The organism is Aquimarina sp. BL5 (assembly GCF_003443675.1).
Taxonomy (GTDB): Bacteria; Bacteroidota; Bacteroidia; order Flavobacteriales; family Flavobacteriaceae; genus Aquimarina.
Window position 1 is genome coordinate 4,043,509 of record NZ_CP031963.1, and the last position, 24,091, is coordinate 4,067,599.

General features: G+C 31.7%; 24 protein-coding genes. 13 read left to right on the forward strand and 11 right to left on the reverse strand.

The window, feature by feature from the left end:
• Positions 1-72: 72 nt before the first annotated feature.
• The gene (locus D1818_RS16910; protein WP_118460151.1) at positions 73-909 is read left to right on the forward strand and encodes a hypothetical protein; all 837 of its coding nucleotides are present in this window, start codon (positions 73-75) and stop codon (positions 907-909) included.
• Positions 910-1,082: 173 nt separating this feature from the next.
• Here D1818_RS16910 and D1818_RS16915 read toward each other — a convergent pair whose 3' ends face one another.
• The gene (locus D1818_RS16915) at positions 1,083-1,427 is read right to left on the reverse strand and encodes a hypothetical protein (protein ID WP_118460152.1); all 345 of its coding nucleotides are present in this window, start codon (positions 1,425-1,427) and stop codon (positions 1,083-1,085) included.
• A gap of 454 nt (positions 1,428-1,881) precedes the next feature.
• Between D1818_RS16915 and D1818_RS16920 the strand changes: the two genes are divergently transcribed.
• Both D1818_RS16920 and D1818_RS16925 read left to right on the forward strand, forming a co-directional pair.
• On the forward strand, positions 1,882-2,838 hold the full coding sequence (locus D1818_RS16920) for a carbon-nitrogen hydrolase family protein (protein ID WP_118460153.1): 957 nt from the start codon (positions 1,882-1,884) through the stop codon (positions 2,836-2,838).
• A gap of 48 nt (positions 2,839-2,886) precedes the next feature.
• On the forward strand, positions 2,887-3,726 hold the full coding sequence (locus tag D1818_RS16925) for a pseudouridine synthase (protein ID WP_118460154.1): 840 nt from the start codon (positions 2,887-2,889) through the stop codon (positions 3,724-3,726).
• Between the two features lie 229 nt (positions 3,727-3,955).
• Here the strand turns inward: D1818_RS16925 and D1818_RS16930 are convergent, their stop codons facing one another.
• Together D1818_RS16930 and D1818_RS16935 are read right to left on the reverse strand one after the other, a co-directional pair.
• Positions 3,956-4,717, reverse strand: a complete 762-nt coding sequence (locus tag D1818_RS16930) for a LytTR family DNA-binding domain-containing protein (RefSeq protein ID WP_118460155.1) — start codon at positions 4,715-4,717, stop codon at positions 3,956-3,958.
• A 1-nt stretch (position 4,718) separates the two neighbouring features.
• Positions 4,719-5,396 (reverse strand): sensor histidine kinase, encoded by a 678-nt coding sequence (locus tag D1818_RS16935; RefSeq protein WP_158596942.1) that lies wholly within the window; start codon positions 5,394-5,396, stop codon positions 4,719-4,721.
• Positions 5,397-5,953: 557 nt separating this feature from the next.
• Between D1818_RS16935 and D1818_RS16940 the strand changes: the two genes are divergently transcribed.
• A complete protein-coding gene (locus D1818_RS16940; protein ID WP_118460157.1) occupies positions 5,954-7,144 on the forward strand; it encodes a hypothetical protein in 1,191 nt (396 codons plus the stop codon).
• A 1-nt stretch (position 7,145) separates the two neighbouring features.
• Positions 7,146-7,766 carry a hypothetical protein gene (locus tag D1818_RS16945; RefSeq protein WP_118460158.1) on the forward strand — a complete coding sequence of 207 codons (621 nt, stop codon included), beginning with the start codon at positions 7,146-7,148 and terminating at the stop codon, positions 7,764-7,766.
• A gap of 14 nt (positions 7,767-7,780) precedes the next feature.
• Here the strand turns inward: D1818_RS16945 and D1818_RS16950 are convergent, their stop codons facing one another.
• Genes D1818_RS16950 through D1818_RS16975 form a run of 6 tightly spaced genes read right to left on the reverse strand, consistent with a single transcriptional unit; the run spans position 7,781 to position 13,082 of the window.
• Complete coding sequence (locus D1818_RS16950) at positions 7,781-8,608, reverse strand: alpha/beta hydrolase (protein ID WP_118460159.1); 828 nt, start codon at positions 8,606-8,608, stop codon at positions 7,781-7,783.
• Between the two features lie 7 nt (positions 8,609-8,615).
• Positions 8,616-9,044, reverse strand: coding sequence for a hypothetical protein (locus D1818_RS16955; RefSeq protein WP_162897284.1), 429 nt, complete (start codon positions 9,042-9,044; stop codon positions 8,616-8,618).
• Entirely contained in the window at positions 9,041-10,420 is a 1,380-nt protein-coding gene (locus D1818_RS16960; protein WP_118460161.1) for a mannosyltransferase, read from the reverse strand. Before D1818_RS16960 ends, D1818_RS16955 begins: the two co-directional genes overlap by 4 nt.
• Complete coding sequence (locus tag D1818_RS16965) at positions 10,420-11,892, reverse strand: cellulose synthase family protein (protein ID WP_118460162.1); 1,473 nt, start codon at positions 11,890-11,892, stop codon at positions 10,420-10,422. The genes D1818_RS16960 and D1818_RS16965 overlap by 1 nt, the downstream gene beginning before the upstream one ends.
• On the reverse strand, positions 11,892-12,584 hold the full coding sequence (locus D1818_RS16970; protein ID WP_118460163.1) for a glycosyltransferase family 2 protein: 693 nt from the start codon (positions 12,582-12,584) through the stop codon (positions 11,892-11,894). Before D1818_RS16970 ends, D1818_RS16965 begins: the two co-directional genes overlap by 1 nt.
• Complete coding sequence (locus tag D1818_RS16975) at positions 12,585-13,082, reverse strand: toxin-antitoxin system YwqK family antitoxin (RefSeq protein WP_162897285.1); 498 nt, start codon at positions 13,080-13,082, stop codon at positions 12,585-12,587.
• 228 nt (positions 13,083-13,310) lie between these two features.
• On the opposite strand from D1818_RS16975, the gene D1818_RS16980 reads away from it, so the two are divergent.
• From D1818_RS16980 to D1818_RS16985, 3 genes are all read left to right on the forward strand, one after another.
• Positions 13,311-14,594, forward strand: a complete 1,284-nt coding sequence (locus D1818_RS16980) for a sensor histidine kinase KdpD (protein WP_118460165.1) — start codon at positions 13,311-13,313, stop codon at positions 14,592-14,594.
• A gap of 105 nt (positions 14,595-14,699) precedes the next feature.
• A complete protein-coding gene (locus tag D1818_RS25625) occupies positions 14,700-15,131 on the forward strand; it encodes a helix-turn-helix domain-containing protein (protein WP_205487255.1) in 432 nt (143 codons plus the stop codon).
• Complete coding sequence (locus tag D1818_RS16985; protein WP_233558671.1) at positions 15,128-15,979, forward strand: IS3 family transposase; 852 nt, start codon at positions 15,128-15,130, stop codon at positions 15,977-15,979. Before D1818_RS25625 ends, D1818_RS16985 begins: the two co-directional genes overlap by 4 nt.
• Before the next feature lie 65 nt (positions 15,980-16,044).
• Here the strand turns inward: D1818_RS16985 and D1818_RS16990 are convergent, their stop codons facing one another.
• Positions 16,045-17,682: a 4Fe-4S dicluster domain-containing protein gene (locus D1818_RS16990; protein ID WP_118460166.1), complete on the reverse strand. Its 1,638-nt coding sequence runs from the start codon at positions 17,680-17,682 to the stop codon at positions 16,045-16,047.
• Between the two features lie 3 nt (positions 17,683-17,685).
• The gene (locus tag D1818_RS16995; RefSeq protein WP_118460167.1) at positions 17,686-18,987 is read right to left on the reverse strand and encodes an NAD(P)/FAD-dependent oxidoreductase; all 1,302 of its coding nucleotides are present in this window, start codon (positions 18,985-18,987) and stop codon (positions 17,686-17,688) included.
• A gap of 322 nt (positions 18,988-19,309) precedes the next feature.
• Here D1818_RS16995 and D1818_RS17000 point away from each other — a divergent pair, with 322 nt between their 5' ends.
• The 5 genes from D1818_RS17000 to D1818_RS17020 all read left to right on the forward strand — a co-directional run bounded on the left by D1818_RS17000 (position 19,310) and on the right by D1818_RS17020 (position 24,087).
• A complete protein-coding gene (locus D1818_RS17000; protein ID WP_118460168.1) occupies positions 19,310-20,020 on the forward strand; it encodes a DUF547 domain-containing protein in 711 nt (236 codons plus the stop codon).
• Between the two features lie 72 nt (positions 20,021-20,092).
• On the forward strand, positions 20,093-21,046 hold the full coding sequence (locus tag D1818_RS17005; RefSeq protein WP_118460169.1) for a hypothetical protein: 954 nt from the start codon (positions 20,093-20,095) through the stop codon (positions 21,044-21,046).
• Between the two features lie 45 nt (positions 21,047-21,091).
• Positions 21,092-22,090 (forward strand): glycoside hydrolase, encoded by a 999-nt coding sequence (locus D1818_RS17010; protein WP_118460170.1) that lies wholly within the window; start codon positions 21,092-21,094, stop codon positions 22,088-22,090.
• Positions 22,083-22,820: a hypothetical protein gene (locus D1818_RS17015; RefSeq protein ID WP_233558587.1), complete on the forward strand. Its 738-nt coding sequence runs from the start codon at positions 22,083-22,085 to the stop codon at positions 22,818-22,820. The genes D1818_RS17010 and D1818_RS17015 overlap by 8 nt, the downstream gene beginning before the upstream one ends.
• 4 nt (positions 22,821-22,824) lie before the next feature.
• The gene (locus tag D1818_RS17020; RefSeq protein WP_118460171.1) at positions 22,825-24,087 is read left to right on the forward strand and encodes a POTRA domain-containing protein; all 1,263 of its coding nucleotides are present in this window, start codon (positions 22,825-22,827) and stop codon (positions 24,085-24,087) included.
• Positions 24,088-24,091: the final 4 nt, after the last annotated feature.

The window sequence follows — 24,091 nt, forward strand, 5'->3', positions numbered from 1 at the left end:
ATTATAGAAGATGAATACAAGGTTTATTTTCTTTAATTAAATATCATTTATAACCTTAAAACTTATTTAAAAATGAAATCAAATTCGAAATTATTAAATTACGTATCTCATCTATTATCAGATGATGATGCGTTAAGAACTTTTTTAGTAGATCCTATAACCGAAGCAGAAGGAATTCACGGGATTACTAAAGCAGAACGTGCAGTTTTACGAAGAACTATAGCGCATTTAAGTAATAATTCTGCCAATGGATATACTGTAAGTCGTCACTTGGGGTCATATAGGAGATCTTTGCGACTTTTACAAAATGTACTACATAATGTAGGATCAAAAATGGTACAAGATGTATTAACCGATCCGCAGTCCGAAAATGCAACGGCATTATATCCATTCTCAGTAGTTTACAATCTTCCTTCCGGGTCTAATGGCCCCGTAGATTTTACTTGTAAAGGGAATGATTTTGTGGATCAAAATTATGGAGGTCCTTATGCCATTTCTACTCCGGCATACACAGTACAATTAAGCAATCAAAACCCAACAATTAAGGAGGTAATGGATGAGGTAAATAAACAGTATTTTTCATCTCCTGTGATGCCTTATACTACAGTTACAATTGATGGTGACTTATATGTAAAATCATTTACACCATTATCCGTATATGAATTAACTGCTGATCTTAGTAATTCTTGTTATGATCTAACAACTAATCCTAGTGCAGATTATGTTTTCTGGTTTTATTCTATTAATGGAAGGGCAAATCCAAATACTTCGGGATCAATAGGAACCTCTTTTGCAGATCAAAACTTAAATTCGGGAGATACTGTTTTTTGGCAATTGATTGCTCCTGATGCTACTTATGGATTTCAACCTTGCGCTATAACAAGCGGGAATAAATATGTAAAGAAATAAGCTGCAATACGAATAAAAAAAAGAAAGAGCGCTTTTATTAAAAGCGCTCTTTTGAATTATAGATTTTATTGGCACCGCCAAAGGGTTTAATACTCCGAGGCTTGCCTCGAAATTAAAAGTCAGTTCGTTTTAATGCCTTGTGGGCTTGCCCCGAGGTAGTTGACTAAAGAAGTTTAAGCTTCAGGATTCAATACTTTTAATTTTAATTTGAATACCTTGTTTCCTGTTCTAGTGATATCGGCATCTACTTTTTTGTAGTTTAATCTAGTTTTTACATAAGCATCTATTGCCTCTTTGTCCGAATCAACACTTAAGATTACAATTTCACCTTTAGCATTTAAGATAAACTCTATACTAGCGTTAATTTCGTTACGTTCTAATTTGATCTGCGGCTTTTCTAATAAAACAGCGATTTCACTTCTTAATTTTTCCTTGTTTGTTTCTTTTGTGTTTTTGTCATTTGCAAAAATCTGAGTTGATGCAAAAACTACTACTAATAATACGATTAACTTTTTCATTTTTTGTGTTTTTAATTTGAGTTATAAAATATTGTTTGTTTAAATTTTACATGACAAATGTAGATGTGATAGGTGTTTTTTTTTTGGTTTGAATTTTATTAGAATGTGTTCCTAAGTTTACCATTGTGTAAAAAAGAGAACGTTTTAACATAAATTGAACTTTGAATAATATATACTTTTTATAAGTTTACTTTGGGAGTATGAAGGTAGATTGATTTTTTTGGTGCTAAATTCTTAAGTCTTGATATTATTGAAGTACGAATAATTGAATTTTTGCACCTATTCTAATGTTAACTTAACGTTACCAAAGGGTTTAGCCGTAACGTCAACATTTGAATTTAAGTGATTGAAAGTCAATTTTTTAAATGTTAATTATTCGTTAACCAAATCTTTAAACTTTGTGAATCCTAAGAGTAAACCTATATACAAAAACTATAAAAATTAGAAATTCTTAATGAAGAATCAACTACTCACTGTTGCGTTGGCGCAGATATCACCAATATGGTTGGATAAAAATGCTACTATAGAAAAAATAAAAAGTTCAATTATTGAGGCCGCTTCGAAAAAAGCAGAACTTATCGTATTTGGTGAGACATTGTTACCAGGTTACCCATTTTGGGTTTCATTAACAGACGGAGCACAATTTGATAGTAAAATTCAGAAAGAAATTCATGCACACTATGCTCAGAATGCAGTAGTAATAGAACATGGTGATCTGGATACAATCTGTAGTTTAGCAAAAGAGCACGAAATAGCAATTTATTTAGGTATTATAGAACGTCCATTAGATAGAGGAGGTCATAGCTTATATGCCTCATTGGTATATATAGATCAGAATGGAGAAATTAAATCTGTACATCGCAAATTACAGCCAACATATGAGGAACGATTGACTTGGGCACCTGGAGACGGTAACGGGCTTCGCGTTCATCCATTAAAAGCATTTACCGTGGGAGGTTTAAATTGTTGGGAAAACTGGATGCCACTGCCAAGAGTTGCTTTATATGGACAAGGAGAAAATCTGCACGTCGCTGTTTGGCCAGGAAGTGATTATAACACTAAAGATATTACTCGTTTTATCGCTAGAGAATCTAGGTCCTATGTAATTTCCGTTTCGAGTTTAATGCGCAAAGAAGATTTTCCTTCGACAACACCACATTTAGATGAAATTCTAAAAAAAGCCCCAGACATTTTAGGAAATGGAGGTTCATGTATTGCGGGACCTGATGGAGAATGGATTCTAGAACCTGTTCTTAATAAAGAAGGATTATTAATAGAAACCTTAGATTTTAATCGCGTATTACAGGAGCGCCAGAATTTTGATCCCGTTGGACACTATTCTAGACCTGATGTTACACAACTGAGTGTGAATAGAGAACGACAAAGTACTGTTTGGTTTGGTGAAGAATAGTTGTTATTCCTAAAAACTAAACAACTATCTTTGCAAAAAATGTAAGATATGAGTCGTGGAGACAATTCCAATAGAGGAAAAGGAAGTGGAAGACAAGGAGGAAATCCAAAAAAGAAATCATATACTAGAGGTAATGCTCCTGTAAAAAAAGCAAATAACTCACCAAAGAAGATTTCGAATTCTGATGAAATTCGATTAAATAAATTTGTGGCTAATTCTGGTGTTTGCTCCAGAAGAGATGCAGATCTGTATATTAAGACAGGTAGTGTTTGGGTAAATGGAAAGCCTATTACCGAAATGGGTTATAAAGTGAAGCTTACTGATGAGGTTAAATTCGATGGAAGACTTATAACTCCAGAGAAAAAAGAATATGTATTGCTTAATAAGCCTAAAGGTTTTGTGACCTCTACGAGTCCAGAGAAAACAAGAACAGTAATGGATTTAGTATCCAATGCTTCTAAAAATAGATTAAAACCAGTTGGTAGATTAGAACGTAATACAACGGGATTACTTTTGTTTACCAATGATGTGGATTTAGAAAAAAAATTGACACATCATAAGACAGGAGTTCGTAAAATCTTTCATGTAGAGTTGGATCGCAATCTTAAGTTCGAAGATTTTCAGAAAATAGAAAAAGGGATCAAATTAGAGGAAGGTTTTATTCAGGTAGATGAGATTTCTTATATAGAAGGAGCTGCTAAAAGTGAAATAGGAATTCAATTGATGTCTTCAAAAAATGGAATTGTAACAAAACTTTTTGAACACCTTAATTATGGTGTAGTGAAATTAGACAGAGTTATTTTTGCAGGACTGACCAAGAAAGATCTTCCTAGAGGTCATTGGAGAATACTTACTGAACAAGAAGTGATTAACTTGAGGATGATGTAATATAAACTGATAATTTCGTAATATAAAAGGGGAGCTAGATGATTAATTATCTAGCTCCCTCTTTTATTACTAAACTTATTTAATAAATTCTTTAATTTATCACAATACTGTTTGATTCTTTACCTTTGAATTAAATACATTAGCTGTTCTTACTATTTTATTTAACCACTTTTCACGATATAAAAACTTTCTTTCCAGATAAGTTCTTAAAAGCTATACCTTTTTAGTGTTAACTATAAAAATTCCGCAACCATCTTGAGCGTTCTTGACTTAAATATATACCATCCTCATATGTAGGTTCGAGTTCGACAACAAAGCGCCCTGGTTTATAGTTTTTCAAGGATTTAATAGCACTAATGTTAGTAAGTAATTTTCTGTGTAATCGTATAAAATGATTTGGGTTTAACTCTTTTTGTAGTTGTTCTAAAGATTCGTCTATTATATAAGAATCACCATTTTTTAGTTTTACAAATACGGATTCATCTCTATAGAAGTATGCAATCTGCTCAATATTTACCGGTGTATATTTCTTGCCGTCTTTTAATAAGAATCGTTTCTTGTAATGCTCTTTTGTTTTAAGTTGATTTATAAGATCTATGTTTTTCAGGAATGAAGAGTCATTATCTATAGCAAATTTTTCTACAAATTTGGATACAGATATATTTACATCCTCTTTAGTAATAGGTTTTAGTAAATAATCAATACCAGTGGTTTTAAAAGCTTTAATGGCATACTGATCATAGGCTGTTGTAAAAATAATTGAGGTGTCAATAATTACATTTTCTAAGATCTGAAAAGAAATACCATCAGAAAGCTGAATATCCATAAAGATTAGATCAGGTTTTTGATTATTTTGAAACCATTCTGTCGCCGTTTTAACCGAACTTAAAACTTTGATTACATCAAAATCGAAAGAGACCTGACTGAGAATCTTTTGTAAATGCTGTAAGGCGGTGATTTCATCTTCTATGATAACCGTTTTTATTTTCATTTTATATAAATGGAATGGTTACTTTAAACATCTTTTCTTCAGATACTATTTTCACTTTTTCATTCGTAAGATAACTATATCTTTTTTTGATATTTTGTAATCCAGATCTAAGATGATCTCCAGATACTTTTTTTATTCCTATAGAGGTAATTGACAATGAATCAAGATCATTAGTAAATTGTAATTCTAAGGGAGTGTCCTTATCAATTTGGTTATGCTTAATAGCATTTTCGATAAGTTGTTGGAGTACTAATGGGGGGAGTTTTTTACCTGCAATTTCCTTAAGAAGTAGATTGTTATTAATGATTAAAGTATCTTGATAGCGTTGTTTCATAATATCAAGATATTGTATAGCAAGACGGTATTCTTCTTTTACATCTATTACTGAGTTATTTTTATTTTGAAGCATTACTCTGTAAATACTCGAAATGTTTTTTAAAAAACTCTTGGCAGATTCTGTGTCTTCATCTATGAGAAAGTAGAGCGTATTAAAATTGTTAAAAAGGAAGTGTGGATTCAATTGATTTTTTAAAATAAGAAGATTAGCTTCTGTAATCTCGCTTTTAATCTTTTCATTTTCAATTAATGTATAGAAATGTTGATTTTTTAAATCTGATAAATATTGAATTAATGAAAATATTATGGATAAGCAAAGCCCAATAACGAATGCAAGGGTCATATGTTTTAAGCTTGGTTTTTCGCTATAATATAGCAAGTGGTCTATCCATTTAAAACCAAAAAACAAAAAGGAATAGACTAATGTTCCTATAGTGATGCTTGATAAAAGAAATAATATTTGTTGGATTAAATTTTTCTGAAGTATGCTAGAATAATACATCTTTTTTTGAAAAAAGCAGATCACTTCAAATGTTATGTGGGCAATAATAAACCAAACAAAAGTCAAAAAATTAATTTCAGGGGGCTCTTTAAATTGTGAGGTTAACCAAATGAACACAACAAAAATTGTGGAAATAGCGATAGATATAAGTATCCTCTTATATATTGAAAAACTCTTCATAAACTATAATTGTAATCAAAAATAGAATATTTCTAATAGGTCAAAGCTATTATGATCCTGCCGTAATGGATAATTTTAATGAATTCAACATCTTTATATTGTATATAGTAAAGTCTGTACTCAAAATATTTAGGTTCATATAGCGATAATTTACATTGAGAAAAATTTTAAAAAAAACAGAGTGTTGAAATCTCTAGTTTTGAATAAAGACTTTCGAAATGAAACAAGCTGTTATTTTGTCAATTATATGGACCTTTTTTTTAAGTGTAAATGGTCAGGAAAACGAACTTTTAGAAACGAATAGTTTTTTTATTCAGGATATATCGAATTCAAAATTTGTAGACTTTATTAAACCTAAAATTCAAGAAAGTCAGTTTGTCTTTTTAGGAGAACAACACGGTATTATAGAAGTTGGTGAAGTAACAACCCTTTTGTATGACATTGCCCAACCTTTTGGATTCAGAACTTTGTGTATTGAAACAGATGCCGTAGCAGCAAAAACACTTTCTTCGTTTTTAGATGTAGCATCTCCTATAAACAAGGCAAAAGAATTTGAAAAAAAATATCCTTTTACGATACCTTTTTATAATAATTATGAGGACTTTGAGATGTTTAAAAATGTATCTAAATTAGAAGGTTCTCTATGGGGTATTGATCAAAGTCTAATGACACAGTTTAGATATAACTTTGATTATATTATTAACCGGACTAGTAATAAAAAGTTAAAGGATACATTAATTCCTTTAAGGGAAAAAGCAATAACCTCTTATAAAAAAGCAATTGAAGAAAAAGATTTTATGGCTCCTTTTATATTTCAGTATAGTGAATCAATTCATCAAGGATTAATGAGCCTAACTAACGATTCTGTAGAGAAAGAAATTATTGAACAACTTTGGAAAACTAAAGAAATCTACGAATATAATTTTAATGGTAAATATTATTTAAACAATCAAATCAGAGGTAGTTTAATGAAGTCAAACTTTATGAATTATTACAGAAAAGCCTCTTTATTAGATTCGTTACCAAAGGTAGTTTTTAAGCTTGGTGCAAATCATGCTGCTCGTGGTTTAACAAGAACTAATATTTATGACATTTCTAACTTATGTTCAGAGTTAGCCATTATGAATGGAATGGAGTCTTTACATATTTTAGCAATGGGTATTTCAGGAGTACAAAGACTAGCAAATCCTTTCGAGCCATCAAAGACATTACATACGATAAACGAAAATAAATACCTTCCGGAAGAATTTATGGCGTTAACAGGTAAATCGGATGAAAAATATCTTGTTATAGATACAAAAGCATTAAGGCCTTATGTCAATAAACTTTCAAGAAAAATAAAACAATATATTTTCAAGTTTGATGTAATTATTCTTATCAAAGATGCAAAACCTCTTACGAGTTTTTGATATGAAAAGATTTTTAAAAAGGGTAAATGGTTTTCAAATCATAATTGAATCTTTACTTATAATATTTAGTATTCTTTTTGCACTTGGAGTGAATGAAATTCGTGCTACGAAACAGTTAAACAGTCAAAAAGAGGAATCGTTACATAACCTTGAAAATGAACTAAAGCGAAATTTTAAAGGTTTAGAGAAGGTTATTCCCTACCATAAAAAAATAACTCAAAGGCTATTGAAAATGATCGACTCGTTGAGCACCATAAAAGGGGAAATAAATAAAACTGGTTTAGAGTTGATGAGTGATGTGAATCCTTCTGGTATTATGCCGCCTTCGCCACAGAAAACATCTTGGGAGACTATTAGGATTACTAATTCAATTAGTCTATTAGATTTTGAATTAGTGAATGACCTTTCGAAACTTTATAAGCTTCAGGAAGATGGTGTTGAGATTACTTGGAAGCTAATTGCTAATTTTTTACTCTCGAGAGAAAACTTTGATCCTAATCATACATTTGAAAATCTAAAGATTCTAAATGCTTATATTACCGAATTATATAGCCAAGAACTCTATCTTAAACAGAAAATCAAGTATGCTTTGACTAAACATTTCGTGAATAAAAATAAGTAACTCTTATTCAGATCTCAATACCTACTCAATAACTCCTGTAGCTCATCATAATATTGCTTAGAAAGGTAAATGCCATTATGCCCAGCACCTTTAATGAGTGTAAGTTCTATTTTATCAGGATATAATTCTTTTAATCGTTTAGAATGTTCCTCAGGTTTGATCAGAAAATCCTTAGCACCGTGAAAAACGCGAATAGGGCACTTGACTTTTCCTAAGAACTTATAGGATGGAATCTCGTAATTAATTAGTGCCAGTGGAACAGGAGCTATATTAGATATGAATTCGTTCCAAGCATAATACGGAGCTTCTAAAATTAGAAGTTTAGGATTATTCTTTGCTGCCGTATACGCCGCAAACCCTGTTCCTATTGAATATCCTAATACAATAACATCTTTTTCTTCATAACGTGTAAGTACATAATCATATACTTTTTGGGCATCATTATATAATTCAGATTCTTCCTCGTAAAAACTATCACTTTTGCCATATCCTCTGTAATCTACAAATAAGACATCAAAGCTATTTTCTGTATATAAATATGCTCGTTCTCCCCATTCATGAATTGCTCCTGCATTTCCATGAAAGTATAGGATTAAACCTTTGCTAATAGAATCGGTTTTAAATAATAAAGCATTTAAAGTCACATCATCTTCTACCTTAATGTCGATTTCCTCAAAAGATTGATCAAAAGAATAGGTATAATCCTTAGATAATACTTTAGGGTTAAAAAAGAAACGTTCTTGTTTTATATATAGGAATATGTATCCGCAAAGAATCAAAATAATAATGAATACTATAAATCGTAATAATCTTCTTCCTATTTTTCTGAAATTGATTTTCAAAATGTCGCTATATTTTTTTTAATACAAATAAATTTGCTGGTGACTCCGCATACAGTATAAACCCTTTTTCCTTTTCGTTAAAAAGCTTGATGGTTTCAGATCCTAATAGTTTCAAAATTTCATCATTAAATGTAGAATAGAAACTTATTAAGAAAGTATTGTCATACTCATGTTGGATTTCAAAATCTCCTTCATCAATCTTTTCTAAATCTTCTAATAAGATAAATTGATTTTTTATAAACTTTATTTGATAGCTACAATATAAGCTACTAGAATTCGATTCACAATAATGTTTATTGGTCATATCCTTACATAGATTCCAATCATTTTGTAATGATACTATTATGTTAGAAGAAATGTCTTGAGAAAATAAAAAACCACTTATAAGTGATATTATGAGTAGATAGCATATTTTACTATGTAATGTGAATCTCAAGTATAAATAGATTTTAGTGAAACTATTTTTGTGTTTTTAAACACTTCGGAAATAAAAATACCAAATACAACACTATATTCTAGAGCAACAAACCATAAATTTTCTTTAAAATCGGGATGTATATATGCAGTATAACTAAATATAATAACGAATGACCACCAAATAGGGAACTTATATTTTGTAAAAACACAAAGGGCTAAAGGAACTGCCAGATACCAGGGATGTACTGTAGTTGATAAGAAATAATAGCTGCAAATCCCTACCATCATTACCGTGATTAACTGAGCTGAACTTTTGTTTTTCCTTAAAAAAGTGAGTAGCAAAAGGATCCCAATCACAATTAATGGTAAAATCTTACCAACCGTGCCAATGATATTCCAACCAATAGTTTGGTATCCTATCCAGCGAATGATGTAATAGATACTCGCATTGAATTCAAAATTCTGAAACCAAAGACCAATAGTTTTACCAAAATTTGAGATAAATTCTAAAGATAAGAAAGGAGCAAAAAGAACTACAGTAGTTATAATAACTATACTATAAAATCCAATAAGCTTTAAAAACCGATATTTTAGACTGATCTTATCGAAGTCGACTATGAACTTCTGGAAGAATAACGGTAAAAATAATAATGGAATTAGTTTCACTGAAACAGAAAGTGCTAGAGCAATGGCTGCCCAATACCAATATCCTTTTTGCAGTAGATATAATGACCAGATAATAAAAAATATCATGACTGATTCAAAATGAAGGTTTCCAGTGAGCTCGAGAATAACAAATGGATTCAGGATGTACCAAAATATTCTGTTTTCTGGTATTTGGAGTAGTCTTAATAATTTTCTTCCAAAGAAGAAAGTACCGATATCTGCCAAAATAATCAAAAATCGCATAACCACTACTGAGCCCAGAATACTTTTTCCAGCAAAAATTCCGGCAATTAAGTAACAAAACTGACTTACAGGAGGATAATTGGTATAATGACTACCATTAAGTGTGCCCATTCCTTCATAAAGTTCTTGTGCTTGAGCAATTGGAGCACTACCCTGGGCAATCCATATTTCTGGTAATGATAGATATGGATTAAATCCTTCTAGTAGCATGCGACCATCCCAGATAAATCGGTAAAAATCTTGAGATAGATTTGGTATGGCGAATAGAAATATAATTCTAAATCCTAAAGCAATACTTGCTAAGAGTTTAATACTATTAGGATTAGTCTGAACGATTTTATAGGACAGAAAGAATAATCCAGTCCACAGACCAAACATTTTTAGGAAGTCAATGCGATCTAGTCGATATGCAAAATTCCAATAAAATAAGGCGCAAACTACGGTAAAGATAATGGAGAACTTATGGTATTTCCAAAGTCTAACCATTACATTTTAGAAGTAACTGACTTAAAGAATACAAAACCAAATCCGAGGAATAACATGATGTGAAATAAAAACAATCCAAAATCCTGAAGTTTAAAAGCACTGTATAAAGCAAATGCAAAATAGCACATAAGAATCGCTTCTATGATTGTATTTCCAGAAATATTCTTATTCACGTATTTATTTCCTTTCCAGGAATCCTTAAGTGTATTTATATTGAATTTTGGCGTTCTGATAAATTCGCTTTTCTTTCCAAAATGACCTTCTAGAACTGCCATTGAATTATGTACAGAGAACCCCATCGCTATAGAAAAGAAAGTAAAAAACATCTTTATATATTCTATAAAGTTCCAAAATCCACCTTTATGAATTTTCTTAAAGGTGTGCCAGTAGCAAAAGAAAAATATCACAGTACTTAATGCAAAGAAGGCAATCACATTAAAATACCAGCTAAACATTGGATTGCTATTTTTAATGTACATCACCGGAACACTTAATATTGCAACTAGCAGTACTAATAAAAACATACTACTATTTAATAAGTGAAAGAAACTATGGAATTTGGTTTTAATGGATACCGTTTTATCTTTCAGCATTTTCCAATACAGTTTCTGGAAGTTTTCTGCAGCACCTTTGTTCCATCTAAACTGTTGCGATCGAGCAGCGCTTATAACAACGGGCAACTCGGCAGGAGTTTCTACCTCTTCCAGATACTTGAATTTCCATTTCTTGAGCTGGGCTCTATAACTTAAGTCTAAATCTTCTGTTAACGTATCTCCTTGCCAGTTTCCGGCATCCTCAATACATTTCTTTCTCCATACACCTGCGGTTCCATTAAAATTAATAAAGTGATCTTTATAATTACGACCTACCTGTTCCATCGTAAAATGAAAATCCAGCGCAAATGCCTGAATTTTGGTCAACATCGAATAATCTCTATTAATATGTCCCCAGCGAGTTTGTACAACACCTATTTTATCATTTTTAAAATAAGGAATTGTCTGAAGCAACCATTTTTTACCAGGAAGAAAGTCGGCATCAAAGATTGCTATAAATTCACCTTTAGCAATTTTTAATCCTTCTTTTAAAGCTCCTGCTTTAAAACCTGTTCTATCTTCTCGGCAGATATGCTTAATATCTAAACCGGTGTTTTGTAGTTGTTTAATATGGGTTGCAGTAGTATTCACAGATTCGTCTGTAGAGTCATCTAATACTTGTATTTCTAGCTTGTCTTTAGGATACTCCAATAACGCAATGTTATCCAATAAACGTTCCATTACATAGAGTTCATTATATACTGGTAATTGAATGGTGACGTAAGGAGTTTCTTCTTCTTTGGAAAGGTCAAAAGTAGGAGAATTATCATCTAGTTTACGAGACTTAAGATAATTGAAAAGTAAATTCAACTGTGCTAAACTATACAAGAAAATGATTAGTAAAGCTACTGTATAAATAACAATGATAGCAATATCCATTATGCAAAGCTATATTTAAAAATCCAACTTAAAATCTTAACGCCTGCAAAGATAGCACCTTTTATGGTTCCTGAAACTTTTGAGACGCCTATTCTCTTTTTATAACGAACAGGAACTTCTGTATAACTAAAACGCTTTTTTATTGCTTTTAGTTGCATCTCCACAGTCCATCCATAGGTTTTGTCTTGCATATTCAATTCCAGAAGCTTTTTGTATTTAATTGCTCTAAAAGGTCCTAGATCTGTGAATTTTGCTCCAAAAAAAAGTTTCATTAAACTTGTAGCAAGCCAATTCCCAAAAATCTGTGGAACGGTCATAGAACCTGATTCTCTTAATTTTTTATCTCTAGCACCAATAACCATATCCATATCTTGATTGATGATTGGTTCAATAATCTTTGTCAATTCTTCAGGGTAATCACTATAATCACCATCTAGAAATACAATAATCTCTGGAGTAGTTTTTTGTGAAGCTACATATGCTAAACCCTTAAGACAAGCATATCCATATCCCATTCTTTCCTCTCTTAGTACAATAGCTCCGGCTTGTTTTGCCACTGCTTCAGTATTATCACTGGAGTTGTTACTTACAACAATTATCTCAGAGACAAGATTAGGAATTTCATTGATTACATGGCCTATAGAGTCTTCTTCATTATAGGCAGGTATGATAACTTTGATTATGGGATTCATTTATAGCGAAGCATTGGGATTGTCTTTCTTAAAGCTAAAAACATCTGTCCATTCTCCCACTTTTTGATCATCAACGTATTTTTCTGCTTTAAAGAGCTTATCATTTTTATATAATAGGCAGTACCCGTTTTTTTTATTATTTTGATATTGATATTTTCTGATAATTTGATTTTTCTTATTACCAGCGGCAATATCGTAAATAATCCACCATTTTTCTGCTTTATCATTTATAAAATGTCCTTCTTTAATGAGTTTGTTTTCTGAGGAATAGAAATACCAATACCCTTGTTTCTTATTATTTCTATAATGCCCTTGTTCTAAAACAGTACCATTAGGATGATATATATACCAATAATCGATCTTTTGCTCGGCTATTTTCCAGCCTTCAGATTTGATGGATCCATCGCTATAATATTCTTTATGGTATTCTTTTTTAACAGAAGTTTGAAAAGAAAGGAAAAATAGGGAAATAACAATATAGACAGTGTATTTCATCATAATTAGCATTGGTTAGTTGCTTAGACGAAAATGATTTGGTTTACCTACAAAATATTTTTAAAAATTAAACTAATAGATTTTTAATGTGTATGCAAAAAAGCTTTTTTTAGATTTATTTAACAATAAAAGTGCATTTTGTCGATTTTTTTGTTAACTTTATCGATATAGTTGAAATTTGATTTCTATTTCTATATAAAGTTTAACGGGGCTAAATAAATTGATATTGATATGAATATTAGTGATAAATCCCGAAAATCACCCAAGTTTTTTCAATTTGACAAAGTATTATTCACTGTAATGTTTATTGCATTGCCGGGAATAATATTAGATGGTATCGTAGAATATAACGAAGGAGGACTAAGTGTCTATTTTATAAGAGCAATTATCACTTTTACAATAGTTACCATAAGTTTGTTATTGCAGAAAAGTGGTTTGATCAGAAAGTCTCGATTGCTTACGCTTTCGGTATATACTATTGTCTTAGGGATGATGTCTTCTCTTTTTTATGGGGTACTAGATCCTAATTTCGAGTTTGAATCATTCTTTTTGAAAGTAGAAGTGATCGTGTCACTATTGTTTTTTGCTGTAGGGATGTTGGTTCATTTTAGACATATTATCTTTTTACTTACGATTAATTTTCTTTTCATAGCCTTGAGCACATTCTATTATCCTAGTTTTCCTTTGGAGAAATTAGCATTCTATTTTGTGATTGTAAGTGGAGGTGGTCTTATGGCATATTTTTGTCAACGATTACTCGTACAGTTATCTAGAAAAGTAAAAGAAGCAAATAGATTGATAAGTATCAAGAATGAAGAACTTAAAGAAATGAATCAATCAAAAGATGATCTCTTTAGAATTATCGGGCATGATCTTAGAACACCTTTTTATCAACTTAGATCTCTTATCGATATGGTAGATGAAGTGGATAATGTTCAGGAACGAGATCAAATAAGGGCTATGATAAAAGAGGCAGCTGACAAAGGAAACAATTTGTTAGAAGATTTACTAGAATGGGGTAATATTTATAAAAAGCAATCACAAGTTTTGCTAGAAACGAAGAAGATTTCTGTTATTGTCGACAAGGTTTTTGCATTTTCTGATTTGAAAACAAAAAATAAAGAAATTAGTTTAATAAATGAATTGCCAAAAGATCTTAAGGTTACTATAAATCCTGCAATGATGGAAACAGTTATGAGAAACTTAATAGCAAATGCTATAAAATTTTCTCATCGAGGATCTGATATTATCGTAAAATCCGAAAAAATAGGAGGACAAGTAAGAATAGCCATAGAGGATAAAGGAATAGGAATACGTAACGAAAGTCTTTATGATCTTTTTACTACAGAAAAGAATAATTCTACAACCGGAACGGAAAATGAAAGAGGTACTGGATTTGGACTAAGTATCGCTAAGAAACTAGTGGAAAAACAAAACGGAGTTTTAGAAATAGAAAGCGAGTATAATAAGGGAACGACAATTAACTTGTATTTTCCACACACTATGAGTGCTTAAAATTTACAACCTAACTATTACATAAAAAAAACAGCCTAATAGATTAGGCTGTTTTTTTACAATAATTGTCTCGTCCTGAAATATCGTTACACTAAAATGTTATTTATGGAGTCATTACATTCAAATTATGTAAAGCGTACACAGAAGGATTACAGTTTATCCTTTAAGCTACAAGTTGTTCAAGAGATTGAACAAGGCTTATTAACAAGAACTCAAGCTTTGGATAAGTATGGTATTCAAGCAAGATCTACGATTCGCACTTGGTTAAAAAAATATGGTAAATTTGATTATGATTTTAGTGTAAATAGATCCATGTCCAAAACACCTGAACAACGTATTTTAGAATTAGAACAGCAAGTCAAGTTTTTAGAGAAACAAAAAGCAAGAGCTGAATTTTTAGCAGAGCGTGCGGATAAGAAAGCAATTATATTTGATATGATGATTGATATCGCCGAAGAGGAATTTAATATTCCGATCAGAAAAAAGCACGTACCCGAGTTATCGAAAAATATAGCCAAGAAAAACAAGAAAGCATAACTGCTACCTGTGATTTACTCGGGGTGAATAGACAGGTGTATTATAGAGCTATTCGGTCTTATCAAGACAAACAAAAACTAAGTAAAAAGGTAATTGATTTAGTAAATACCATTCGCATATCAATGCCTAGAATCGGTACAAGAAAATTATTTCATCTTTTAAAATCTCAACTCAAAGTAATCGGAGTTGGTCGCGATAAGCTATTTAAAATACTAAAGGCTAATAACTTGTTGATTTTACCTAAAAAGAACTATCATGTAACTACGGATTCTCATCATAGATTTAGAAAACATAAAAATCGAATAAAAGATGTTGAATTTATCAGACCAGAACAAGTATGGGTCAGTGATATAACTTATATAGGAAATAGGGAAAATCCATGTTATTTGGCTTTAATCACGGATGCTTATTCTAAAAAAATAATGGGATATAATGTATCAAATAGTCTAAGTGTAAAAGGATCTTTAACAGCTTTAGATATGGCTATTTCTAATAGAGATTATAATGAAAAACCTATAATTCATCATTCCGATAGAGGATTACAGTATTGTTCCAATGAATATCAAAAAACATTAAACATCAATAATATTAGCCCTAGTATGACTGAAAAATATGACCCTTACGAAAATGCCATAGCAGAAAGAATTAATGGAATTCTTAAACAAGAATTTGCTATTGACAAGTATGATACTTCAATGCAAATCAAAACCAAACTGGTTCAAAATGCAATCCGCATTTATAATCAGATAAGACCTCATTTATCTAATTCAATGTTAACACCTGATCAAATGCATCAACAAAATAAATTAAAAAGAAAAAGCTACAAAAAACAAAAGGTAGCAAATTAAAATTGCTACCTTGTATTTATTAATTCCTGTAACGATTATTCAGGACGTCACAAGTTATATTGAGTTTATTTGTTATTTACAAAATCCATTAAATCCACATCATTTCCTAATAAAATCTCATTAGAATTGATTCTTCCGTCTAAACTATCGTTTTCTAGTTTTAATACACCTCTAGGGCATACAGCAGAACAAATTCCACAACCTACACAACTAGATCTTACAATGTTTTCACCTTTTTGTGCATAAGCACGTACATCGATACCTTGCTCGCAATATGTTGAGCAATTACCACAAGAAATACATTGACCTCCATTAGTAGTAATTCTAAATTTAGAAAATAACTTTTGTTGTATTCCCATAATACCCGCCATTGGACATCCCATACGGCACCAAACACGGTTACCTAAAATCGGATAAAAACCTGTTCCAATAACACCTGAGAAGATAGATCCAATACCAAAACCATAAAATGTTCTTAAAGCACTATCAGCAGCATAACTTTTGTCGTTTAAACCAAAAGAAAAGTATTTTGCTTGAATTTGTATTTGACTTAAATCCACAAAAGCAATTAATACAAGAAAAGCTATGGTAAGAATAAAGAAACCAACAGCTCCTTTTACAGCACTGTTATTAAGTTGGTCTCTTTTGAAATATAAAATACCAGTAAAAAGTAATGTTAAAAACACGCCGACACTAATCAGAAATACATTTTTAGTAAACCAATATTTGGTAGCATCATACCCTAGGAAAGTAGAGATCGTAGCTACGGTCATAATTACAGAGAATACTAATACTGTATTTATCATCCATCTTTCAAGTTTCCAAGCTTTCACGCTCTTGTCGGACAACTGGCGGAAAGAATCTCCAGCGGTTTCAGCTAATCCTCCGCAACCACAAACCCAAGAGCAATACCATCTTTTTCCATACTTATAAGTTAACCACGGAGAAATTACAAATACCATTAATACGGCAAGGATTAAAAAGAATAGTCCAATATTTTGCGCATTGATGAATTGATCTACTCGCCATTGTTCAAATGCATAATAGTTAAGAGGCCACATATTCTTTAGATCATTATAAGGCAAAGAAAAAGTGTCAGAATTTAAACGAGCCATTAATTCTGGTATTACAAAAGCGAATGCTGTTTGAAAAAACATAACGCTCATAGTACGTAATTGCTCGTAGCGATTGTGTTTGTATTTCATCAAAAACTTTATCCCAAAACCAACTATGGCGACAGTATATAGTGTTCCATATACAAACCATTGGCTAGCTGGATTACCACTTAGTAAACGACTTAAAGGATCAAACAATCCTACTAATCCTGTATTGGTTCCGTCTACTCCTTGTCCTAATCCTAATAATTCGGCAAAAAAGTATAAAACGATATAAAAGCCTGTGAGAGCAACTCCTGCTATCCAGGCAAGCACTCCTCTTGATGACATAGATTTAAACCAGACTCCATCATTTTTTATTCCTTCTAATTTTTTGTCATAAGATCCTTTTGAAAAAATGATAATACCTGTTATTAAGGCTGATAAAGACATTGTAAGCCAAAGTCCTTTGTTAGGTAAGTTTAAATTAAAAGCTGCTAATAGTAATACTAATAATCCCGATATCCCGATAAGAACACCAATTTTTTGAATTGTGTTTAGGCTTTTAGGAGGTTGTCCTGTTAATGCCATATTTCTTTCTACTGCCATGATTTATGCGTTTATTGTTTGTTGCTTTTGAAAAGCATTTAAAATATCTTTTTCGAAATGTTTAAAAAATTCAGGATCGAAATTGGCTTCTGCCAGATGCTCCATAACATAGTCTACATCTTTTTTCTCTGTTAGCCACTTGTCAAATGTTTCATGACGCATTCGTATTCCAAAAGTATTTATACCAAGAAATTCTCGAGTTTCTTTATGGTAAGAAACGGTAATACATTTTGTATCATCTTTGTGTATCCAATGAAATTGTGCTTCGTATTCTTTAGGTTTTCCAAACACCCATCCATAGGTCTGATACTCGATATCTAGAAACTTAGCACTATTAAACCAATGCCCCGGCTTATACTCTAATTTATTTCCGCATATAGTCTGCGCAACTGTTTCGCCCATCATTCTGCCCGTATACCAAACAGCTTCGATAGGTCTTCTGTTTCCTATAGCTTCGTGTTGTTCTGCACAATCTCCAATCGCATAAATATTAGGAATGTTTGTTTCTAGAAAGCGATTTACTTTGATACCTCTTCCCAGTTCAATGCCAGAATCTTTTAAGAAATTTACATTTGGAGATACACCAGCGGTTAGACCTACAACATCACAATCAATGACTTCTCCAGTTTCCTGAATTACTGCTGCTTTAACCTTTCCGTTATCGTCAGCAATAATTTCCTTTAGATTCATCCCTAAACGAAGATCAATATGATGATTCTTTATATGTCTATTAATCATTCCACTTTCTCCAGGAGGAAGAACGCCATTCCAGAAACTATCTTCTCTTACTAAAAAAGTAACAGGAATACCTCGGGAGTTTAGCATTTCTGCTAATTCTATACCTATTAATCCACCTCCCACAATTACTGCTCTTTTACAAACCTTATTAGTAGGGGCATATTTTTCAAGATTTTCAAGATCTTGTTTGTGATACATTCCCATTACACCATCTAAGTCCTGACCTGGCCACCCAAACTTGTTTGGTTTTGAGCCTGTGGCAATAATAAGTTTGTCATATTTCAGATTTTCTCCGCTATCGAAAATTAACTGACTTTTTTGGTGATCTACTTTAGAAACATACCCTTTTTTCAATTCAATTCGATTTTTTTTCCAGAACCAATTCTCATAGGGTTGGGTGTGTTCAAATTTCATATGCCCCATATAGACATACATTAATGCTGTACGAGAAAAGAAATAATCTGTTTCGGCAGATACAAGGGTAATTTTTTTATCAGACATTTTCCGGATATGCCTCGCAGCAGTAACACCAGAAATTCCGTTGCCGATAATTACAATATGTTCCATAAAGATTTGTGTTAGTTGAATTCGATTTTTAGCTTAAAAAAATAAAACTTACGTCTGTCAGTCGTTCATAAATATAAGAACTTAAAGAGAATTAATAATTTAGAATTAATCTAAAAAGCTGTGCTTCTGTAAGTTTTACTATCGAAATCGAACAGTGATTTCTTTTCGAAAAGAATAAAAATATCTTTTAAACAAATTCAAAATAATTTGTAAGTAGCAGGTATGCCCTTCGACTCAATGCCAGTTGCCAAGGTAAACTTAAATGAAATTAACTCATATAAAAAACAGCTTCATTGAATGAAGTTTATAAAAACATTAACTCATGAAAAAAATAATTTTCTTATTGACTTTTCTTACGGTCACTATTGGTTCTGCACAAAACACAGCCGATTTTTTTACTAAGTCAGATGCTTTTTTCAAAAAGCATGTAACTAAAGGAAAAGTTGATTATAAGTCCATCAAAAATGACCCAACTACATTAAATGAATTATTAGATATAGCTGCTGGTGCGAGTGTTTCTAAAAATGACTCCAAAACTTTTCAGGCGTTCTTTATAAATGGATATAATTTGTCTGTGATAAAAGGAATTGTTGATAATTATCCAACAAAGTCTCCACTAGATATCAAGGGCTTTTTCGATAAAACCAAATATACTTTAGGAGGTAAAACGACAACCTTGAATGATCTTGAGAATAAAATATTAAGAAAAAACTTCCCAACCGAAGCTCGTTTTCATTTCGCATTAGTGTGTGCTGGATTAGGATGTCCTCCAATAATTTCTGAAGCTTACACTCCTTCATTATTAGAAAAACAACTGCAACGCCAGACAACGATAGCATTAAATAACCCTAATTTCATAAAAGTTAAAGGAAAAAAAGTGCAGCTTTCTAAGATATTCGAATGGTACAAAGGCGATTTTACCCAAAATGGTTCAGAAATAGACTATGTAAATCAGTTTAGAAAGGAAAAAATTCCGACGAATGCAAAAGTATCTTATTACCCATACAATTGGAGTCTAAATAGTATCAAATAATAAAAATCAAATCATTAACAATTTAGGGTGTTGATCATCTAAATTGTTCTAATCATATAATCTTTTAATAACATGAAATCTACTAAAAACCTTATAACTACACTTTTTATATGCCTAGCAATCACTTTTGGATTTGCTCAGGATGATGATTCTGGAGTGTCTAATATACAAGAATTTACACCGTCAAAACTATTGAAAAAGGGACAATGGGATATTAAGTTTTTTAATAGTATTTATACTCAAACCGAACGAACTGACGCAGGATCTAAATCAGTAACAATAGATAGGCAAACATTCTTTACCAATACTACAGAAATATTTACCGGGGTTAGCAAAAATTCTAGAGTAAATGTAGGAGCCATTTTTCAGGTAAGGTCTAATTCATTAGCAGGTCAAGGTGCTTTGGACGTTTTTTCTTTCCAGGATAACGGTAATGATAGAAGATCTGGTTTAACTACAATTGCCCCTGCAGTAAGAATACAGCCATTCAGAAGTTTAGCAACATTCTCTTTTACGACATCATTGATTATTCCAGTTTTTGAAGATGCTCCTGATACGGTAGCTGATAATGTGGATTCGTTTTTGGATCAGCGAAGTTTTGCTTGGGAAACCAAGTTTTTCTATGACAGAACTTTTGGTGGAAATAAGTGGCAATTGTTTACGGAAGTAGATTTTAAATTCAATTTTGGAGATAATAGGGAAAATGTAGCACCAGATGAAAATTCATCAGAAAGGTTCGCGGGTAATAGTTTGTTCTTGCCAATAAGTGCTTTCTTGAGTTACTTTCCGACATCAAAATCTACAGTTTTCGTAAATGCTCAACAAGCTTTCTTAATAGGAATTGATAATCCCCAAGGACCAGGACAGGATAACTTTTCTCAAAATGGTACGCAATTAGGATTTGGAGGTAAATATCAGTTAACAAAAGTTCTTAATATAGAGGCTTCTTTTGGAAAATTTGTTAGAGGAGATAATTTTCAAGGATTAGGACAAACATTTAGCTTAGGTTTAAGAGCATTGTTTTAAGAAAAAAGAATATAAATTGTATTTTCAGCGGTATAAAAGATATATATGAAAAGATTTTTTATACTGCTGATTAGTTTAATCTGTTGCGGTTGTTCTGGTCAAAAATCTAAAATTAACGGAATTAGTTTTGTAGCATCACCTAAAGAGATAAGCGAAACCAATATAGATCCGGTTGTAAATGTAAAGGCTAATTGGGCAGCGGTAATGCCCTTTGGTTTTGTTAAAAATTTAAAAGAACCTTCGGTTGTTTTTAATATAGAAAGACAATGGTGGGGAGAACGGGCAGATGGAGCAAAACAAACTATAGAGTTACTAAATCAAAAGAGGATCAAAGTAATGTTGAAACCTCAGATTTGGGTTTGGAAAGGAGAGTTTACGGGTAATATTTCTATGGATTCTGAAGAAGACTGGAACACTTTCGAGAATTCTTATGAAGATTTCATAATGTTATATGCTCGATTAGGCCAAGAAATGAAAGTTCCTGTTTTATGTATTGGAACTGAATTGCACACTTTTGTGCAAAAAAGACCTACTTACTGGAGGCAACTCATAAAGAAGATAAGATCAGTATATAAAGGAAAGTTGACGTATGCGGAGAATTGGGATCAGTTTGCTAATGTTCCGTTCTGGAATCAGCTAGATTATATAGGTGTAGATGCATATTTTCCGGTTTCTGATAGTAAAACACCAACTATAGAAGAGTTGAGAGAAGGATGGCAGCAGCACAAAAGTAAAATAGAGACATTACAGGAAACTATAGTAAAACCGGTTTTATTTACAGAATACGGATATAGAAGTGTTCATTATACAGGAAAAGAACCTTGGGATTCTAATAGAATACATGGAAATGTGGATCTATTGGCGCAAAGTAATGCTTTAACAGCATTATATGAAGAATTTTGGAAAGAACCTTGGTTTGCTGGAGGATTTCTTTGGAAATGGTATCATAATCATGATGAGGTAGGAGGTGAAGATAATAATAGATTTACCATACAGAATAAACCAGCAGAAAAGCTAATACAATCATTATATAAAGATGACTAAAACCAATTATATAGTACTCGTGTTATGTTGCATCTTATATGCGTGTGACAATGGTGAGAATACTATACAATTGGAGAATTCTTTAGCTTCATTAGTAAATGCTAATGAAATAGAAATTGATAATGTGATTGCTTGTGCATCAGCATCTAAATCAGATCAAAACACTGTTATTACTTATGTATATCCAAGGCCCGGTGCAACAGATATACGATATTATGAGACTTCTAGAATTGATGTGGATAAGGATAATTATAAAAACTATATGCATATCGACATAGAATCTTCGGATTTTTTTAGCGGATATCTCAAAAAATTTACCAGAAGTACTACTGAAGAAAAATGGGTAATCATTACCTTTTTTGAAGAAAGTAAATTACACTTGTCTAATCCGATTAGATTAAAGCATATTACAAAACCCACTGAATTTACTGATGAATTGACTATTACTACAGGTGCAGAGGCTATGCCCTCTTTTAGCTGGAATGATGGATTTTTTGATGATAATAACATATATTTCCAGGTAATTTCTAACACCAATAATGAATTACTTTCTGGAACGTATACTTTTCAAAAACAGTTTCAGTATTATAAACTAGAAAATGTAGTTTTAAATATTACACAAGGAATACCACCACCACTAGATCCGATGAACTCTTACAATTTTACTTTAATGGGAGTAAGTGAAGATAATTGGGTGAATTTACTTATTGAAAAAAACTTTACACCTTAGCGCTATGAAAAGGGTCATTTTATTAACCACACTATTTTTTTGCTTTGTCAATTATGCACAAGAATTAAAGATTGTTGATCTCAAAGTACAAGGGAATAAAAAAACAAAGGCATCTTTCATAAAAAAAATTGCAAAAGTAAAAGCAGGAGCAACTCTGGATTCGATTGCAATCGAAGAAGATATTAAAAGAATTAAAAGATTGCCATCAGTCGCTCATGCGTATTATCAGGTTTTCGAAGCACAAAAAGAAGGAGAGTATAATGTTTTTTATACCATAGAAGAAAATTTTACTATCATTCCTAGTGCGAATGTGTATACGACTAATGATGACGAGTTTGCCTTTAGAGTTGGTTTATATGAATTTAATCTCTTTGGTCAAAATATTACTTTCGGAGGATTTTATCAGGATGATATATATAGTTCCTTTGGGGTTAATCTAAGAGCTCCCTATTTGTTTAGTAGTAAAATTGGCCTAGCTTTTAATTATCAAAATCTTACCACTCAGGAACCTGTTTTTTTGGATACTGGTACTGCGGATTATAGATACAATAATACATCTTATGAATTATTGGGATTGTATGAGTTTAATTTTCAGAATCGAGTAGAGTTGGGAGTAAATTACTTTAATGAAGATTATAGTTATAAAAGAGGAGCAACAGGTCCAGGTGTGCCTTTAGATTTTGATGTTAATAAATTACTATACAAACTAATCTACGAGTATAATAATCTTGATTATGATTTTCAGTATGTCTCTGGATTTAAGAGTGTTGCTAATTTTCAATATGTAATTAGTACCGAAAATGTTTTACCTGATTTTTTAATCGGCTGGAATGATTTTTTATATTATCACAGAGTAGGAAAAAAAGGCAATTGGGCATCACGATTACGTCTTGGATTAGCAACTAATGATGACTCTCCCTTTGCTCCCTTTGCAGTGGATAACAACCTTAATATTAGAGGGGTTGGAAATACAATTGACAGAGGAACCGGAGTAATCGTAATCAATACAGAATACAGGCATACATTGTACGACAAAGATTGGTTCGTATTGCAGAGTAATGTTTTTGTAGATGGAGGTAGCTGGCGAAATCCTGGAGGGGATTTTGGTGATTTTGGCGATACACAAAACTTCAGAATATATCCAGGTGTAGGATTACGTTTTATGCACAAACGTATTTTTAATGCGATTTTTAGAATCGATTATGGGTATGGTGTCACAGAGGACGCTACCAATGGATTTGTGTTTGGAATAGGGCAATATTTCTAATAAT